We start from the raw sequence: 17765 nt of genomic DNA on the forward strand, positions 1-17765 counted from the left end.
CGAATCATGAATGAATTGCTGCTGATCGATGACGATCGCGAACTCTGTGAACTGCTGGGAAGTTGGCTGCAACACGAAGGCTTCATCGTCCACGCCGCCCACGATGGCATCAGCGCCCGCTCGGCCCTGGGCAAACTGACGCCATCGGCGGTGATTCTCGATGTGATGCTGCCCGATGGCAGCGGCCTGGAGCTGCTCAAGCAACTGCGCAACGACCACCCTGACCTGCCAGTGGTCATGCTGTCGGCCCGCGGTGAGCCTCTGGACCGCATCCTCGGTCTCGAACTCGGTGCCGATGACTACCTGGCCAAGCCCTGCGACCCTCGTGAACTGACTGCCCGCCTGCGCGCGGTTCTACGTCGCAGCCTGCCAACGGCCAGCAACGCCCGCCTGGAAATCGGCGACTTGAGTTTCAGCCAGGCGCGTGGCGTGGCGAGCATCGGCGAGCAGGAAATCAGCCTGACCCTTTCGGAAAGCCGTGTGCTCGAGGCATTGATCCAGCAGCCAGGCGAACCGGTAGACAAACAGGAGCTGGCGCAGCTCGCCCTCGGCCGCAAGCTGACACTTTACGACCGCAGCCTGGACATGCACGTCAGCAACCTGCGCAAGAAGCTAGGATCGCATCCAGATGGGCGCCCGCGCATCGTCGCCCTGCGCAGCCGTGGCTACTACTACAACGTATGAAAGCCTTTACCCAGCCTTTACCCTAGACTGACCGCACTTGACCTTGCGCTCCATAAACTGAGCCACATCCGGTAACCCACCGGCTCAGAGAAGGAGAGACACCATGCGCAAGACCCTGACCGCCCTGTTCCTCGCCGCCACCCTGCCGACCCTGGCCATGGCTGGCGCCCCTTCCGACGGTCCTCGCGACCACGGTTTCGCTGAAGGCGGCCCGCGTGGCGAGCAGCACGGCCCCGGCGATCGCCTGTTCAAGGACCTGAACCTGACCCCGGAGCAACGCGAGAAAATCGAAAAGCTCGGACATGAGCGCAAGGACGACCCGCGTGAAATCACCCGCAAGTACCTGGACAAGCTGCCTGAAGCCGACAAGCAAGCCATGAAGAAAGAGCTGGAGACAGCTCGCCTGGAACAGGAAAAAGCCTTCAAGGCCATTCTTACCCCCGAGCAACTGAAGAAGTTCGAGGAAAAGAAAAAGGAAATGGAACAACGCCGCGCTGATCGCGAGGAGTTCGAAACCTGGAAAGCCCAACGCGACAAGAAAGCCCAGTAATCACCGCCGTGCTGTAACCGACAACCCGACCCGCCTCGCGCCGGTCGGGTTTCTGCCTGTCCAGACCCTAGCAGGCCGGGATAACCGAAGAGGAAAGTCCATGCGTTCATTGTTCTGGCGGATCTTCGCCAGCTTCTGGCTGGCAATCGCCCTGGTGGCAGGCTTGTCGATCCTGCTGGGGCATGCCTTGAACCAGGACTTCTGGATCCTCAAGCGTCATCCGGCCCTGAAAGACGTTCCCCAGCAGTGGGTGAGCATCTATGAACAGCAGGGTGCCGACGCGGCGCAGACCTACCTGGAGCGCCGAAAAGACCGCGCGCATCTGGATACCCAGGTACTCGACTCCGACGGGCAACCCGTGATCCGCGGCACCTTTCCGCCCCGTGCCGCCGCCTTCGAAGCCCGCCAGCATGACGAAAAGCGCCTGCCCTGGCGGCGCCTGACCACCGAGTACACCAGCCCGACCACGGGCGATACCTACCTGTTCATTTTCCGCATGCCGATCCCGGACCTGGCCAACTGGAACCGCAGCGGGCTGTTCTGGCCACTGAGCGCACTCAGCATAGCCCTGGTCGTCCTGACCCTGCTCAGCGTTCTACTGACGCTGTCGATCACCCGTCCACTCGGCCGCTTGCGCAGCGCCGTGCATGATCTCGGGCAAACCGCCTATCAGCAGACCAGCCTTGCGCAACTGTCCTCGCGCCGTGACGAGCTCGGCGTACTAGCCAGCGACTTCAACCGCATGGGCTCGCGCCTGCAAGACCTGATCGCCAGCCAGCGCCAGTTGCTGCGCGATGTCTCCCACGAACTGCGCTCGCCGCTCGCCCGCCTGCGCATTGCCCTGGCCCTGGCCGAGCGCGCCACAGACGAAGAGCGCGAACACCTGTGGCCGCGCCTCGTGCGCGAATGCGACCGCCTCGAAGACCTGATCAGTGAGATCCTCGCCCTGGCCAGGCTGGATGCGGACCCGGGCCCGACCCAGGAAATCGCGCTGCAACCGCTGATCGACAAACTGCTCGACGATGCTCGCCTGAGTGCGCCCCAGCAGCGCTTCACCGTCAATCTGGACAGCCAGCCATTACCATTGCAAGGCTGGCCCGACATGCTCGAGCGGGCGCTGGACAATCTGGTCCGCAACGCCCTGCGCTTCAACCCGCCGCAACAGTGCATCGAGATCAGCCTGGTCCGCCAGGGCCAGCAGGCGCGCATCAGCGTCCGCGACCATGGGCCGGGCGCCCCCAGCGAAGTCCTGGACAAGCTCGGCGAGCCCTTCTACCGCGCCCCTGGCCAGGCCGCCCCTGGCCATGGATTGGGCCTGGCGATCGCAAAGCGCGCCGCTGAACGCCATGCGGGCCGGCTGATACTGGCCAACCATCCACAAGGCGGGTTCATCGCCACGCTCGAGCTGACGCTACCCGAGTCGACCTGACAACCGAGCAGCGATAAACAGCGGGCCACGTGACCACATGATGGATATCGCTTCTCGTCGAGGTCTTCTGCCCTATGCGGGCCAGCCGCTGACGTATTCCGCGGGCGCGGGCGACTGCGGCGTGCGGCGCTCGCCATCGAGGTTGCCCAGATAGAGGAAACCGACGATCCGCTCATTGGCCGCCAGGCCCAGTCCGGAATCGACCACCGCGTTGCTGGCCAGTTCGCCGGTTCGCCAGATGCCTCCCAGGCCGATCGCCTGAGCGGCGAGCAGCACGCCATGGGCGGCGCAACCCGCCGTGATCACCTGCTCTTCCTGCGGCACCTTGGGATGCTCGCGCAGGCACGCAACCACGACCACCAGCAACGGAGCCCGCAGAGGCATGGCCAGGGCCTTGCTCAGGGCTTCCGGAGCGACCTCGGGCTTGCCGGCGGCAACCGCCTCGGCGAACAGCTCGCCCAGTCGCACCCGTCCCTCACCCTCCACGCAGATGAAACGAAATGGCCGCAATTGGCCATGGTCCGGGGCACGCAACGCGGCGCGAAACAACAGATCACGCTGCTCCGTGGTCGGCGCAGGGTCATGCAGGCGCGCTACGGAGGCGCGATTGAGTAGCAGGTCGAGGGCGTCCATCGTTATCTCCTGGAGAACCGGTGGGTATTCTAGGGTCTGTCGGTGCCTCGACGCGAACCGCGCCGAAACAGCGACGAATCCCATTAGCAGGCCGTTGAAAAACGTAGGTGAGGCAGGAAAGACAAGGCAAAAACGGCCGAAAAAGCGGAGTTTACGAGCTGTAAATGAGCATTTTGAGGCCGTTTTTAACGCAGGATTGCCAACGCAGGTAGTTTTTCAACAGCCTGCTAGCCAACGAAGATCGCAACAGCGGATTCAGGCGACCCGCTCCGGACTCACCGGCGGCGTGATCGGCGGCAGGCCATGGGCCGCCCGGGCAGCATCGCAGGCCGGGTTGGCCAGGCCATTTTCCCAGCTCGCCGAAAACTCCCGGCAAGTACTGGAGCGTTGCTCATACATGCTGCAGCGCACACCGCCCCCCACATCGCCGAGCAAGCCGACACAGCGCACGGGCTTGGTCGTCGTGCCTTGCATCGCCACATGGTGGGGGCCGATCGGCTCGACCAGGTGATCGGGAACGACACCGCCAGCGGACTGGCACTCGCCCCAATAGAAAGACACACGAAAATGCGCGCAGCACGCGCCACAGCTCAAGCAAGGGCTATCGGACATGATCAGGAACACTGGCAAACCGGCGGAGGGCCGACCCTAGGCTCAACGGGGCTGCACGGGGAAGTGCACGGATATCTCGCTGAACCCGGTCGCCATTCTATGCATCCATGAGTGGCTGTGAAGCCCCCTCGCCGAGCGGATTTACAGCAGGCGCATGCACGCTAGAATGGCGGCCTGTTCCCAAGCCCACCGAGCCCTGCATGGCCCAGCCCGTTCCGTCCGCAACCCTTCTCCTGCCAGAGCCTGATTGATGGCCCTGTCGACCCTGCGGATCATCGCCTACATCAATGGCATCTTTCTGATCACCGTGGCCGTGGCCATGGCGATTCCAGTGGGAACCCTGCTGATCTTCCACCGCCAGCAGGAAATCGACTCCTTCCTCTGGTCGGCGCTGATCACCAGCGCAGTCGGTCTGGCCATGGTCCTCCAGGGCCGCCCCAAGGACAGCCACCTGCGCCCGCGTGACATGTACATGCTGACGGTGTCGAGCTGGGTGCTGGTGTGTATCTTCGCCGCCCTGCCCTTTGTCCTCATCCAGCACATCAGCTACACCGATGCGTTCTTCGAGAGCATGTCGGGCATCACCGCCACCGGCTCGACCATCTTCACCGGCCTCGATCACATGTCGCCGGGTATCCTGATCTGGCGTTCGCTGCTGCACTGGCTCGGCGGTATCGGCTTCATCGCCATGGCGGTGGCGATCCTGCCCATGCTGCGCATCGGCGGCATGCGCCTGTTCCAGACCGAGTCCTCCGACCGCTCCGACAAGGTCATGCCGCGCTCGCACATGGTGGCCAAGTACATGGTCGTCGCCTACCTGGGGCTCAGCGCGCTCTCGGTCCTGGCGTTCTGGCTGGCCGGGATGAGCCTGTTCGATGCGATCAACCACGCCATGTCGGCCATCTCCACCGGCGGTTTCTCCACCTCCGACCAGTCCCTGGCGAAATGGCCGCAGCCGGCGGTGCACTGGGTCGCCGTGGTGGTGATGATCCTCGGCAGCCTGCCCTTCGTGCTCTACGTCTCGACCCTGCGTGGCAACTACCGGGCGCTGATTCGCGATGAGCAGGTACGGGGCTTTCTCTTCGTGCTGATCGCCAGTTGGCTGGTAATGGCCACCTGGTACGCCCTGACCACCAAGCTGCACTGGCTGGAAGCCCTGCGCCACGTGGCGGTGAACACCACCTCGATCATGACCACCACGGGTTTCGCCCTGGGTGACTACAGCCTGTGGGGCGGTTTCTCGACCATGCTGTTCTTCTACCTCGGTTTCATCGGTGGCTGCTCGGGTTCCACCGCTGGCGGACTGAAGATCTTCCGCTTCCAGGTCGCCTACATCCTGCTCAAGGCCAACCTGCAGCAACTGGTCCACCCCCGAGCGGTGATCAAGCAGCAATACAACCGCCATCGCCTGGACGAGGACATCGTCCGCTCGATCCTGACCTTTTCCTTCTTTTTCACCATCACCATCGCCACCCTGGCGCTTGGCTTGACCCTCTGCGGCCTGGACTGGATCACGGCCCTTACCGGCGCCGCCAGTACCGTCTCGGGCGTCGGCCCGGGCATGGGCCCGGTGATTGGTCCGGCCGGTAACTTCTCCAGCCTGCCGGACGCTGCCAAGTGGCTGCTGACCATGGGCATGCTGCTGGGCCGCCTGGAAATCCTCACCGTACTGGTGCTGCTGATGCCTGCATTCTGGAGGCATTGATCGTGCCTGGCGGACCGTTGACGGCATGACGCCATCAACGGTCCGATAACGCTCGCGTCATCCTGTCCTCGCGCCTAGACTGCGAAAGCCGTCGAAGAATAAAGACAGGAGGCACGCCATGAGCATCGCAGCCAACGAACGGTTCCACAGCTTCGCCGAGTTCTACCCCTTCTATCTGCAGGAACACCGCAACGATACCTGCCGCCGCCTGCACTACGCCGGCAGTACGCTGGTACTCGGCATACTCGCCTACGCGCTGCTCAGCCAACAATGGGCATGGCTGCTCGCGCTGCCGCTGGCCGGCTACGGCTTCGCCTGGATCGGGCACTTCGTGTTCGAGAAGAATCGCCCCGCCACCTTCAAGTATCCGCTGTACAGCCTGCTTGGCGACTGGGTCATGTTCAAAGATGCACTGACAGGCCGAATCCGCTTCTGACGACCAGCCAGCCGGCCACTTGTTCCACTCGGCAGGCGCACTTGGCCGCAAACCCCGCGCGTCGGTATCATCCATGCTTTCGCACACATCCGGCCTCTCTTTTGCTAGCTGTGTTCGACTCGACGTACGAGACATTCACAGGGATCGCTGTCTTTCATGAAGCCCGTCGCCACGGATACGAAGACCTACTCTTCACTGTTCCTGCGTGAGTACTATTCACGCATTCTGGCCTATATCGCAGCGGCTGCCAGCATTGCCGCCGGCACTTACTGCCAGCACTTCGGCTACGACATCCTGTGGATGGTGCCCTACGCCCTGCTCTATCCCCATCTCGCCTACCACTTGGGCAACCGCTTCAAACAGGACCATCCGCAGCGCACTTACCTGGTCCTGCTGTTCATCGACGCCGTACACGCCGGCAGCGGTGCGGTGCTGCTCGGCTTCTCCGTGGTACCGGGACTGATGTTCCTGCTGATCCTCAGCTTCAGCGCCCTGGTATCCCGCGGCCCGCGCGCCATGGCGCTCGGCCTGCTGGTCGCCGCCGGCAGCATGGCCCTGAGCACCAGCCTGTTGCACCCGCAGGTCAAGGCCGACACACCGATCCTGGTGTCGATCGTCAGCATCCTGCTGACCACGCTCTATATCTGCATCACCGCCTTCTTCATCCATGAACAGGGGCTGCGCCTGGCCCTGGCTCGCGGCGAGATCAAGAAGGAGCAGGAAAAGGCCGCGCGCCTGGCGCGCAACCTGGCCAAGTACCTGTCACCACAAGTCTGGGAAATGATCTTCAGTGGCAAGCGCGGCGTGCGCCTGGAAACCCAGCGCAAGAAGCTCACGGTGTTCTTCTCCGACATCAAGGGCTTCACCGAACTGTCCGAAGAACTGGAAGCCGAGCAACTGACCGACCTGCTCAACAGCTACCTGACGGAAATGTCGAAGATCGTCCTCAAGTATGGCGGCACCATCGACAAGTTCGTCGGCGACAGCGTCATGGTGTTCTTCGGCGACCCCAGCAGCCAGGGTGCCAAGAAGGACGCGGTCAACGCGGTGTCGATGGCCGTCGCCATGCGCAAGCACATGAAGGTGCTGCGCCAGCAGTGGCGCGCCCAGGGCATCACCAAGCCCTTGGAAATCCGCATGGGCCTGAACACAGGCTATTGCACCGTGGGCAACTTCGGCGCCGACACGCGCATGGACTACACCATCATCGGTCGCGAAGTGAACCTGGCCAGTCGCCTGGAAAGCTCGTCGGAAGCCGGCGAGATCCTGATTTCCCACGAGACCTACTCGCTGATCAAGGACGTGATCATGTGCCGCGACAAGGGCCAGATCGCGGTCAAGGGCTTCAGCCGTCCGGTGCAGATCTATCAGGTCGTGGATTTCCGTCGCGACCTCGGTGCCCGCTCCAGCTACGTCGAGCACGAGATGCCGGGGTTCTCCATGTACCTGGATACCAACGGCATCCAGAACTACGACAAGGAAAAAGTCATCCTGGCCCTCAACCAGGCCGCCGAGAAACTGCGCGACAAGGTCATCCTGTAACGGTCGCCGGCTTGTCCAGGCGCAGCGGCCGCCCCTGCAGGCAGACCTGCATGCCGAGGAACTCCTGGGCACATACCCGCCAGGACTGCAGCGCCGCCCGTTCGGCACAGCGGGCGCGATCGAGCAGCAAGGCGTCCAGGCAGGCCTGGCGCAAATCCTCATGCATGACACCAGTCACACCAGGCTCCAGCACATCCAGCGGGCCGGCCACCGGGAACGCCGCCACTGGCGTACCGCAGGCCAGCGCCTCGACCATCACCAGGCCATAGGTATCGGTCTTCGATGGAAACACCAACACATTCGCAGCGGCGTAGCTGCGAGCCAACGCCTCGCCATGCTGGTAGCCAAGGAACTTCGCCTCCGGATAGTTCGCCTGCAACTGCGCGCGCAACGGTCCATCGCCGACCACGCGCTTTTCACCCGGCAGGTCCAGCGCCAGGAACGCCTCGATATTCTTCTCTGCCGCCAAACGGCCGACGTAGAGGAAAACCGCGCGTACGCCCCGCTCTCCCCGAGGCTGGAACACCTGGGTATCCACGCCCTTGCACCAGATGCGCAAACGCTCGATGCGTGCCGCCGCGAACTCGTCGCGCATTCGTGCGGTGCTGACCAGCACCGCCTGGCTGAGCCGATGAAAACGACGCAGGTAGGCATAGCCCCAGCTCAACGGCACCCACGGCCAGCGGGTATGCACGTACTCGGGAAAGCGTGTGTGGATGGCGCTGGAAAAGCGCAGCCCGCGACGCTTGAGCCAACGACGCGCAGCCCAACCCAATGGGCCTTCCGTGGCCAGATGCACGCAATCCGGGGCGAAACGCTCGATCAACTGGCCGACCTTCCATAGATTCCAGGCCAGCGGGATCTCCGGGTAGCTCGGGCAAGGCATACAACGGAAATCCAGTGGCGACAGCACCCTGATTTCGTGTCCCAGGGCACCCAACTCATCGACCAGCGCCTGCAGGCACGTGACGACGCCATTGACCTGCGGATGCCAGGCGTCGCTGACGATCAACACCCTCATGCGTGCCTCCGGCCCTGGCTGAATGGGGAAAACAGACGGCTCATGGGCGAACTCCCATTACTGATTCATGACCAGCATGGAGGCACGGGTTTACAGCGCGGTGACAAGGCTCAGGCAACCTGGCCGATCCTGCTCACCTCGGCAGTGGCCGCATCGTCGTCCGCCAGACGGTAGAGGGTGATGCTGCCATCCAGGTGTTCGATCAGCGCCGTGCAGGACTCGACCCAGTCGCCACAGTTCATGTACTCGACGCCGTTGACCTGGCGAATCTCGGCATGGTGGATGTGGCCGCAGACCACACCGTCGAGTTCACGCTTGACGCATTCGTGGGCAATGGCTTCCTCGAAGTCGCTGATGAAATTCACCGCGCTCTTGACCTTGTGCTTGAGGTAAGCGGAGAGCGACCAGTAGCCGTAGCCCCAGCGCTCACGCCAGTGATTGAGCCAGCGATTGAGGGTCAGGGTGAACTCGTAGGCGGAGTCGCCGAGGAACGCCAGCCACTTGTGGTAGCGGGTGATGACATCGAACTGGTCGCCATGGATGACCAACAGCTTGCGCCCGTCCGCCGTGGTGTGCACGACCTCGTCGAGCAACTGGATATTGCCGAGGATCAGCTTCGAGTAGCGGCGCAGGAACTCGTCGTGGTTGCCGGTGACGTAGATCACCTCGGTGCCGCGCTTGCTCATGGTCAGCAGGCGTCGGATCACGTTGGTGTGGGCCTGGGGCCAGTAGATTCCACCGCGCAGCTTCCAGCCATCGATGATGTCGCCAACCAGATAAATCTTGTCGGCGTGATAGCGCTTGAGAAAAGCGGACAATCGTTCGGCCTGGCTGTCACGGGTGCCGAGGTGGACATCGGATATCCACAGCGTGCGGATGCGTTGCTTGCGACTGGGTTTGCTGCGCTCGACGATACTCATCGACGTCCTCCGGCTCTGTTTGGCAGAGGGTGCGCTTACACGGTGAAACAACCATGAATTTTTCATGACTATCAGATGACGGCGTACGAACGACAAGGCTCGGTGTAGACTGCCGGCTCTCCATGGGGATCAACACCATGCACCCGGCCCTTTTCCTGCGCCATTACGTCCACGAGCAGATCGCCCACAGCCATGAGCACGCGCAATTGGTGTTCGGCCTGTCCGGCTGCCTGGACTTCGAGGTCTCCGGCAAAGGCTGCCAGGTGCTGACCCGCAGCATGGCCATCGTTCCACCCGGCATGCACCACATCTGCGAAAGCGCCCAGGGCAGCCAGTGCCTGGTCCTCGACATACCTTCCGAAGGCTGGTTGTGCGAACGCCTGGGCAAGCATGCCGATGCCAGCCGGCGCTTGCTGGAACGCCCCAAGCGCCTGCTGCTCGATACGGCGCAGAGTCAGTTGGTCAATTGGCTCGCAGCCAGCCCGATCACCGATGAGGTCATCGCCCAGCAAGGCGCCGCCCTGCTGCTGGCCAGCCTGAGCCAGGGTTCGTCGGCGCCCCGCCAACGGTTGCCGATGAGTGTTATCGACGCCCATATCGACCAACACTGCGCCCATCCTTTGCAGGTCGCCGACCTGGCAAGGCTCTGCGGCCTGTCAGCCGCGCGCTTCCACACACGCTTCCTCGACGAAAGCGGGCAGACGCCCATGGACTACGTACGCCTGCGCCGCCTGCAGCGAGGTCGCGATCTGCTGCTCGGCAGCCAGTTGTCCGTGGGCGAGATCGCCGCGCGAGTCGGCTACGGCTCGCAAAGCGCCTTCACCGCCGCCTTGGCCCGCCAATGGGGCTGCACGCCGCGCCAGCTTCGCCGCGAGTCTCGCGACAATTCGCGCGAGTGACGCGACAGACGAACGGGCGCCTAGCTGCATAGACTCTTACGACATCAGGAGAGCCCCATGCAGACCATCGAATGGCAGGACTTCGAACGCGTCGAGCTGCGCGTCGGTACTGTGATCAGTGCAAAAGCCAATGAAAAAGCCCGCAACCCCGCCTATGTACTGGAAATCGACCTGGGGCCGGAGGTTGGCGTGAAAACCTCCAGCGCCCAGATCACGGCCCACTACGAGGCCGAACATCTTGTCGGTCGCCAAGTCCTGTGCGTGTGCAACTTTGCCGCCAAACGCATTGCGGGCGTCCGCTCGGAAGTTCTGCTGACCGGCGCGCACGATCACGCGGGCAATGTCGTGCTGGCCGGTTTCGACCAGCCGTTGCCCAACGGCGCACGCCTGGCATGAACAAGCGCTCCGCATTACTGGCCTTGCACCTGGGAGCGCTGTTCTTCGGCTTGTCCGGGATCTTTGGCAAGCTGGCACTCGCCGCACCACTGATCATTGTCTTCGGCCGCGCCCTGTTCGCCGTACTGGCGCTGTTTTTCGTCGCCCATGCGAGCGCTCGGAAAACACCACTGCAACGCCTGCAGATACTTGCCCTGCTGGGTATCGGTTTACTGCTCGGCGCGCACTGGTGGACCTTCTTCGTCGCGGTGAAAGTTGCCGGCGTGGCCGTCGCGACCCTGGGCTTCACCAGTTTTCCAGCGTTTACCGTGCTGCTCGAAAGTATCTTTTTCAGGGAACGGATTCGCCGGGGCGAGCTGTTGGTGATCGGGCTGGTTTGCCTGGGGCTGGTGCTGGTCACGCCGAGCTTCGACTTTCGTGAGCATGCCACTCAGGGGCTGGCCTGGGGGGTGCTCTCAGGTCTGCTGTTCGCCGTGCTTTCAGTCGCCAACCGGGCGGTGACCCGAGGCATCAAGGCGGCCCAGGCCGCCTTGTGGCAGAACCTGGCGATCGTTCTTTGCTGCCTGCCGCTGGCCTGGCCGCTGCTGCCAGAGGTCAGAGCCCTGGATTGGCTGTGGATCGCTCTGCTGGGCGTGCTCTGCACGGCCTTGGCGCACAGCCTGTTCGTGGCCAGCCTGAGCGTGCTCAACGCCCGCACGGCCTCGGTGGTGTTCGCCATGGAACCGGTCTACGGCATCGCCTTCGCCTGGTGGCTGTTCAGTGAACAACCGGGCCTGCGCATGCTGTGTGGCGGCTGCCTGATCGTATTCGCCACCGTCCTGTCGGCGCGCCTGAACAGGCACGCCGACAACGCCAAGGCTCAGTTGACGCTATAGCCACGACCGGTCAGGCAGGCCCCCAGCCCGCGACGATAGCGCTCGGTGGTTTCCGCGCCGACCGGCTGGGTCGCCACCGATGGGTCGAAACCGCTCTGGCTGACCGCCCAGGAGTGGCATTCATAACGATCACGCGCCTGCTGGTCGGGCGTCTGCCCTTGGGCCGGATAAGCGATCACTTCATAGCTGGCCACGGCGTTGCCCTGCACGGCAGGCGGCGGGCTCACCACTTCGTAGCGCTGATTGTTGGCGTTCCACAGGTAGTAGCTACCCGCGGCGACGAAATACAGGGCGCTGCCGATCCACAATTCACGGGCCGCGGAGGGCAAGCCGTGATCGCCACCGCGATGTCCCGGCCCCCAGCCACCCGGTCCGCCTGGTCCACCACCCGGCCCCGGCGGACCAGCCAGGGTCAACGCGGAAAAACAGCTCAGCAGCAGGCCTGCGCCAACATTGCGAAAAGCTCGTTTCATGTTCCAACACCTCGTCACACAAGGGGCGCAAGGGCTGCGGCCCATGTCGAGGATTATCCGTCCGGGCGTGCTTCAGCGACGTCACAACCTGGTAAAAACCAGGTAAATAACCTGATACAAAAAGCCGCCTGGCTCCGTTGCGACCAACCTCAGCGATCGTTGTGGCCGAGGTCTCGCTGTGGATCGATGAGATCGCGAATGCGCTGCTTGAGGGTCTTGGCGTCCGGGAATCCACCATCGGCCTTGCGCTCCCAGACCTGCACGCCATCGCACTGGATAAGGAAGGTTCCACCTGTCGCGGGCTGGAGGCTGACCTTGCCCAACTCATCGGCAAAGGTGCTCAACAACTCCTGGGCCAGCCAGGCCGAGCGCAGCAGCCATTGGCACTGGGTGCAGTAAATGATGGTGACTTCGGGTTTGCTCATCTGCCTGCGCCTCGTCATGCGCCACTCGAATAACGACTTCGGGGCGCCATGATAGCGCCCCGCGGCTCAGGCGATCTGGGCGAGCAACTCGCGAGCGCGGGCCTTTTCCTCGTCGTCGCCTTCGCTGAGCAACTCGTTGAGGATATTGCAGGCACTGGGGATATCGCCCTGATCGATATAGGCCAGGGCCATGTTCAGGGTGACCAGATGCTCGCGATTGCCGGCCAACTGGTCGAAGTCCAATGGCTCATCCAATAACGTATCGTCCTCCACCTGCAATTGAGGCACAGGCGTGTCATCCACATGCAACTCGAACACCTCGGGCAGTTCGCTGAGGTTGGAGCGGAACGAATCGTCCTCGGCAGGCGTGGAAACCACCTTGCCACGCACGGGAGGCTCAGGCGTGAACGGGCTGACCAGGTCCCAGTCCGCATCCAGCGACAAATCGTCCAGGTTGAGCTGGAAATCGTCAGGCTTGGCATCATCGCTCGCGACATGGCCGGGCGTTTCATCCAGATGCAATACGGCATCGGCGAACGAGTCATCGTGGCGCAGGCTCGGGTAACGCTCGCGGATCTCTGCCAGTTGCTGCGGATCCGCCCCCAGCGCCTCGAGCTGTCGCCCTTCTGCCTCGAACGCCACCGCATCGTCCAGCTCCCCGAGTACCTCGAACAGGCGGATACGCAGTTCCATGCGGCCAGGCTCCTGGTCTATAGCCCGGCGCAAGGCGGTACGCGCCTCACCGAAGCGGCCATAGGCGATATACAGGTTGGCACCTTCCAGAGCATCAGAGCTGGCTGTCGGGACACGTGGTGCGACATGCGCGAAGGTGGGTGGAGCCAAAGGCTCTGGCTCGGCTACAGGCCCAGGCTCGACCTTGGCTGGCTCGGCCAGAACGGGAGCCACGACCACCGGCGTAATTGTGGGCGTTTTCGCGACGGGCGTTGGCCGGGAGCGGCGCTTGAACAACCCCGCGCCCAATAACAGCGCCAGCAGCAGGCCAAGACCAGCCAACAACCACGGCCACAGAGAAGAACCAGAATCGACGGTCTCCTCGGAAACCACCGGCGTAACCGCTGCCTGAGTGGGTGCCTGGGCCGGCTCGGCCTGGGAAGCGGCATCAGGCTTGCCAGCGCCGTTCTCGTCAGCGGCCATTGCCTGGCTATCGCGCTGTTGCTCCAACTGTGCCTGGATGGTCGCCAGTTGTTCGTCCTTGTCGGCCATTTGCTTCTGTAGCTGCACGAGCTGCGCCTGCAAGGCACTGATCGCGTCCTGCAGCTCGGCATTCTGGGCGTTCTGGCTGGCGAGCTGGGCGTCGACATTACCCTGATCGTCGGCCGGCGAGGCTGCGGGAGCCTCGGACGGCACGTCGGCAGCGGCCTCCTGAGAAACGGCGACCTGTTGCTCAGGAACGACGCGCCTGGGCGAAACGCTGTCGGGCAGCAGCAGGCTGGCACCGGCGCGCAGGCGATTGCGGCTGCCACCGGAAAAAGCCTGCGGGTTGAGCGCGTAGATATCCTCGATCAGCGCCTCGCGGCTGACACTCGCATTTTCGCCCAGGACACGACCGGCGATGGTCCAAAGGCTGTCGCCGCTACGAACCTGATAGCGATTGCCCTGGGTTGCGGCCGGCACGGGACGAGAGCGGGCTGGCGCGGCCTCGTCGGCGACACGGAAACGCTTGTCACCTGCCGCCGCTGGCGATGGTGCGCTGGCGATGTAGGAACTGCCCGGAGGGTCGATCAGCAGGGTGTACTCACGCAACAGGTTACCGTTGGGACGTGCGACCTCGATGATGAAATTGAGATAGGGCTCGTCGACCGGGCGGCTCGACTGAACCTTGATGATGCTCTTGCCATTGCCCAGCATCGGGGTGAAACGCAGGTCACTGAGAAAAGCGAAACGCTCGACGCCGGACCGTGAGAACGCCTCAGGGGACGCCAACTGCACCTTGATCTCGTGCGCTTCCAGATCGCCGGGCTGAAGCAGCTCGATCTCTGCCGTCAGCGGCTGGTGAAGCCCAGAATACAGATTGATCTCACCCAGCCCGAGAGCCGACGCAAGTCCAGAGTAGAGCAGCGACCCCGATGCCAGGACCAGCATGATTTGTCGAACAGGAGCCATTGGCCCTCCCTCTCGGTGCGCGACGCACGACAGGATCGTTGCGCAGAAGTAGCGACATCCAGACAGCGTCGGGAGGAAAGCCCCTATCACTCCGGTCATCCACTGGTATGCCGCAAACACCGCAGCAGCGGTGCTTGCGCAAGGATACGTGCATAGGGGGAGCATATGAGACGGCAAGAAAAATGCCAACCGAGTCCCATTATTTATTCATTAAATATAGCCAAGGGCCTCGCCCTGGCGCATGAGAACTCGAATGGGACAATTGAAAGAGCCAGCGCTTGCGGATGGATCAAAGGCCTTCGATATTCATCAGAATCCTGGCATGCACGCGCTGGCAATGCTGGATGTCCTCTTCATCGATACCAACGAAAATCTCGCGGCGCAGTTGCACGGCGATACTTTCGATGCGCTCGATAAGCGGTTGCGCCTGGGGCGTCAGCACGATTTTCTTGGCGCGGCGATCCTCCTGCACCGCAAGGCGCTGCACCAGCCCCTGGGCTTCGAGACCATCGAGCAGACGGGCCAGGGTCGGGCCTTCCACGCCAACAGTCTTGGCCAGCTCGCGCTGGGTCGGGGTTTCGCCGAGCAGCTTGAGGTGCAGGAGCACCAGCCAGCGCGCCTGGGACAACCCCAGATCCGACAATCGACGATCCAGCTCGGCACGCCAGCCACGGGAAACCTGGGCGAGTTGCATGCCGAAACTATGTTGCGCGTACTTTTGCATCGCTTACCTTGCAAGATTCGTGTGGCACCGGCCGCCATTACCTTGTCCGGCAAGCAGGCCTAATCATTAGTGGCCTAACCTTAACCTTCGCTGGCCGCCACGCCAAGTGTGCATTGCCCTGCGCTATACATCGAACTCCGCCTGCAATGCGGCGCGCACGCAATGCAGCACGCCCTCAGGCACTCGTCCGGCAAACTGCTCGGCGATTTCGGCGACGCTAGGCAGCTCACCCTCGCCATCGAGAAACGCCTCCTGAACCTCGCCCAGCAGATCCTCGGGCAAGTCGAGCGCCTGGTCCAGGCCAAGCTGCTGCTGACCGATGGCTTGCGCCAGCAATGCGTAGACGTTGCGCTCCGTGCAGGACAGTTGCGCAGCGATCTGTGTCGGCGTCATCCCCGCACGGGCCAACGTGATCAGTTCGTGGCGCAGGTCGGCCACCGGAGCAGGAGCGGCGGCCTCGCCAGCGGACAGGACAGCCAGGAAGGCCTGCCCATATCGCTCCAGCTTGCGCGCGCCCACCCCGCTGATCCGCGCCATGTCGCTCAGGGACGAAGGCTTGCTGCGCAGCATCTCCAGCAGGGTCGCATCGGGGAAAATCACGTAGGGCGGCACACTGTGCTCTTCCGCCAGCTTGCGCCGCAGGGCACGCAACGCTTCCCACTGCTCGCGCTCCTCACCGCGCACCAGTTGGCTGGCGCTGCTGCCGGAAGCCTTGGCCGCCTGTTGCGGCTTGAGGTCGCGCCGTAACTCCAGGCTCACCTCGCCGCGCAGCAATGGACGACAGGTTTCCGAGAGACGCAGGCTGCCATAGCCATCCAGATCGACATCCACCAGCCCTTGGGCGACCAACTGACGAAACAGCGTCCGCCAATCGTGCTCGCTCAAACCCTTGCCGACGCCGAATACAGCCAGATGCTGGTGGCCGAAAGTACGTACCTTTTCGTTGTCACGCCCCAGCAGCACGTCGACCAGGTGGCCGACACCATAACGCTGGCCGGTGCGATAGATCGCCGACAGGGCCTGGCGCGCCGGCTCGGTGGCATCCCAGGTGCTCACGCCATCGCGGCAGTTGTCGCAATGGCCGCAGGGCTGCGGCAGCTTCTCGTCGAAATAGGCCAGCATCGCCTGGCGCCGGCAGCGGGTTTCCTCGCACAAGGCGAGCATCGCGTCGAGCTTGTGCTGCTCGACGCGCTTGTGGCGCTCGTCGCCTTCGGAGTTGTTCAGCATCTGCCGCAGGAAGATCACGTCCTGCAGGCCGTAGGCCATCCAGGCATCGGCCGGCAGGCCATCGCGTCCGGCCCGGCCTGTTTCCTGGTAATAAGCCTCCATGGACTTGGGCAGGTCGAGATGGGCGACGAAACGCACGTTGGGCTTGTCGATGCCCATGCCGAAGGCAATGGTCGCCACCATGATCAGCCCTTCCTCGTTGAGAAAGCGCTTCTGGTTGAAGGCCCGCAACTCGTTGCTCAGCCCGGCGTGATACGGCAGCGCGGGAAAACCCTGGACGGAAAGAAAGGCCGCGACCTCCTCGACCTTCTTGCGCGACAGGCAATAGACGATCCCGGCGTCGCCCTTGCGCGCGGCAAGGAACCCCAGCAACTGCTTGCGCGGCTGATCCTTCGGCACGATGCGGTAGAAGATATTGGGCCGGTCGAAACTGGAGAGAAAACGCTCGGCGCCCTGCAGGTGCAGGCGTTGAATGATTTCTTCGCGAGTACGCATGTCCGCCGTGGCGGTCAGGGCAATGCGCGGCACGCCCGGGAACAGCTCGGCGAGTTGCCCGAGTTGCAGGTATTCAGGACGGAAATCGTGTCCCCACTGCGATACGCAATGGGCCTCGTCGATAGCGAACAGGCCAATCCGCAGACGCTGCAGGAAAGCCAGCATGCGCGGCTGCACCAGCCTTTCTGGCGCCAGGTAGAGCATCTTGATCTCGCCACGGCGGATACGCTCGGCAATGTCGCGCTGCTGGTCCATGTCCAGGGTCGAGTTCAACGCCACGGCCGCGACGCCCAGCTCATCGAGCGTAGCGACCTGATCCTCCATCAGTGCGATCAGCGGAGAAACCACCACGGTCAGGCCGTCGCGCAACAGGCCCGGCACCTGGAAACACAGCGACTTGCCACCACCGGTGGGCATCAGCACCAGAGCATCGCCGCCGCCCGCGACGCATTCGATGATCGCCGCCTGGTTGCCGCGAAAGGCGTCGTAGCCGAATACGTCTTTGAGGATGCGTTGTGCCTGGTCGAGCATACCGGTCTCCGTTGCGAGGCGGCGCAGTATACGGCAATGGCACCCAAGTGACGCCGCCCCCTGT

At 63.2% G+C, this 17765-nt stretch carries 18 protein-coding genes; 9 read left to right on the top strand and 9 right to left on the bottom strand.

What is annotated here, in order from left to right; all coding sequences use genetic code 11:
* Window positions 1-6 precede the first annotated feature (6 nt).
* From ACSZPK_RS09970 to ACSZPK_RS09980, 3 genes are all read left to right on the top strand, one after another.
* Window positions 7-684 carry a response regulator transcription factor gene (locus tag ACSZPK_RS09970; RefSeq protein WP_437881297.1) on the top strand — a complete coding sequence of 226 codons (678 nt, stop codon included), beginning with the start codon at window positions 7-9 and terminating at the stop codon, window positions 682-684.
* Window positions 685-787: 103 nt separating this feature from the next.
* On the top strand, window positions 788-1234 hold the full coding sequence (locus tag ACSZPK_RS09975; protein ID WP_437881298.1) for a Spy/CpxP family protein refolding chaperone: 447 nt from the start codon (window positions 788-790) through the stop codon (window positions 1232-1234).
* A 100-nt stretch (window positions 1235-1334) separates the two neighbouring features.
* Window positions 1335-2663 (top strand): HAMP domain-containing sensor histidine kinase, encoded by a 1329-nt coding sequence (locus ACSZPK_RS09980; RefSeq protein ID WP_437881299.1) that lies wholly within the window; start codon window positions 1335-1337, stop codon window positions 2661-2663.
* Between the two features lie 72 nt (window positions 2664-2735).
* Here the strand turns inward: ACSZPK_RS09980 and ACSZPK_RS09985 are convergent, their stop codons facing one another.
* A complete protein-coding gene (locus ACSZPK_RS09985) occupies window positions 2736-3296 on the bottom strand; it encodes a nitroreductase family protein (protein WP_437881300.1) in 561 nt (186 codons plus the stop codon).
* Between the two features lie 255 nt (window positions 3297-3551).
* The gene (locus ACSZPK_RS09990; protein ID WP_437881301.1) at window positions 3552-3908 is read right to left on the bottom strand and encodes a YkgJ family cysteine cluster protein; all 357 of its coding nucleotides are present in this window, start codon (window positions 3906-3908) and stop codon (window positions 3552-3554) included.
* A gap of 250 nt (window positions 3909-4158) precedes the next feature.
* Here ACSZPK_RS09990 and ACSZPK_RS09995 point away from each other — a divergent pair, with 250 nt between their 5' ends.
* From ACSZPK_RS09995 to ACSZPK_RS10005, 3 genes are all read left to right on the top strand, one after another.
* Window positions 4159-5613 carry a TrkH family potassium uptake protein gene (locus ACSZPK_RS09995; protein ID WP_437881302.1) on the top strand — a complete coding sequence of 485 codons (1455 nt, stop codon included), beginning with the start codon at window positions 4159-4161 and terminating at the stop codon, window positions 5611-5613.
* A gap of 118 nt (window positions 5614-5731) precedes the next feature.
* Entirely contained in the window at window positions 5732-6049 is a 318-nt protein-coding gene (locus tag ACSZPK_RS10000; protein ID WP_437881303.1) for an Mpo1-like protein, read from the top strand.
* A gap of 156 nt (window positions 6050-6205) precedes the next feature.
* Window positions 6206-7591: an adenylate/guanylate cyclase domain-containing protein gene (locus tag ACSZPK_RS10005; RefSeq protein ID WP_437881304.1), complete on the top strand. Its 1386-nt coding sequence runs from the start codon at window positions 6206-6208 to the stop codon at window positions 7589-7591.
* Here ACSZPK_RS10005 and ACSZPK_RS10010 read toward each other — a convergent pair.
* Together ACSZPK_RS10010 and ACSZPK_RS10015 are read right to left on the bottom strand one after the other, a co-directional pair.
* Complete coding sequence (locus ACSZPK_RS10010) at window positions 7581-8612, bottom strand: glycosyltransferase family 4 protein (protein WP_437881305.1); 1032 nt, start codon at window positions 8610-8612, stop codon at window positions 7581-7583. The genes ACSZPK_RS10005 and ACSZPK_RS10010 overlap by 11 nt on opposite strands.
* Before the next feature lie 110 nt (window positions 8613-8722).
* Window positions 8723-9532, bottom strand: coding sequence for a UDP-2,3-diacylglucosamine diphosphatase (locus tag ACSZPK_RS10015; RefSeq protein WP_437881306.1), 810 nt, complete (start codon window positions 9530-9532; stop codon window positions 8723-8725).
* 137 nt (window positions 9533-9669) lie between these two features.
* Here ACSZPK_RS10015 and ACSZPK_RS10020 point away from each other — a divergent pair, with 137 nt between their 5' ends.
* From ACSZPK_RS10020 to ACSZPK_RS10030, 3 genes are read left to right on the top strand one after another with little or no spacing between them, the layout of a single operon-like run.
* On the top strand, window positions 9670-10431 hold the full coding sequence (locus ACSZPK_RS10020; protein ID WP_437881307.1) for an AraC family transcriptional regulator: 762 nt from the start codon (window positions 9670-9672) through the stop codon (window positions 10429-10431).
* Window positions 10432-10488: 57 nt separating this feature from the next.
* The gene (locus tag ACSZPK_RS10025; protein WP_437881308.1) at window positions 10489-10827 is read left to right on the top strand and encodes a tRNA-binding protein; all 339 of its coding nucleotides are present in this window, start codon (window positions 10489-10491) and stop codon (window positions 10825-10827) included.
* On the top strand, window positions 10824-11702 hold the full coding sequence (locus ACSZPK_RS10030) for a DMT family transporter (protein ID WP_437881309.1): 879 nt from the start codon (window positions 10824-10826) through the stop codon (window positions 11700-11702). Before ACSZPK_RS10025 ends, ACSZPK_RS10030 begins: the two co-directional genes overlap by 4 nt.
* Here ACSZPK_RS10030 and ACSZPK_RS10035 read toward each other — a convergent pair.
* The 5 genes from ACSZPK_RS10035 to recQ form a co-directional block, all read right to left on the bottom strand.
* On the bottom strand, window positions 11687-12175 hold the full coding sequence (locus tag ACSZPK_RS10035; RefSeq protein WP_437881310.1) for a hypothetical protein: 489 nt from the start codon (window positions 12173-12175) through the stop codon (window positions 11687-11689). The two genes, ACSZPK_RS10030 and ACSZPK_RS10035, sit on opposite strands and share 16 nt — an antisense overlap.
* A 149-nt stretch (window positions 12176-12324) precedes the next feature.
* Window positions 12325-12600 (bottom strand): SelT/SelW/SelH family protein, encoded by a 276-nt coding sequence (locus ACSZPK_RS10040; protein WP_437881311.1) that lies wholly within the window; start codon window positions 12598-12600, stop codon window positions 12325-12327.
* 66 nt (window positions 12601-12666) lie between these two features.
* Window positions 12667-14724, bottom strand: a complete 2058-nt coding sequence (locus ACSZPK_RS10045) for a FimV/HubP family polar landmark protein (protein ID WP_437881312.1) — start codon at window positions 14722-14724, stop codon at window positions 12667-12669.
* A 289-nt stretch (window positions 14725-15013) separates the two neighbouring features.
* The gene (gene slyA / locus ACSZPK_RS10050) at window positions 15014-15448 is read right to left on the bottom strand and encodes a transcriptional regulator SlyA (RefSeq protein ID WP_437881313.1); all 435 of its coding nucleotides are present in this window, start codon (window positions 15446-15448) and stop codon (window positions 15014-15016) included.
* Between the two features lie 123 nt (window positions 15449-15571).
* On the bottom strand, window positions 15572-17701 hold the full coding sequence (gene recQ, locus ACSZPK_RS10055; protein ID WP_437881314.1) for a DNA helicase RecQ: 2130 nt from the start codon (window positions 17699-17701) through the stop codon (window positions 15572-15574).
* Window positions 17702-17765: the final 64 nt, after the last annotated feature.

The organism is Pseudomonas sp. LRF_L74, from assembly GCF_965644255.1.
Lineage (GTDB): Bacteria > Pseudomonadota > Gammaproteobacteria > Pseudomonadales > Pseudomonadaceae > Aquipseudomonas.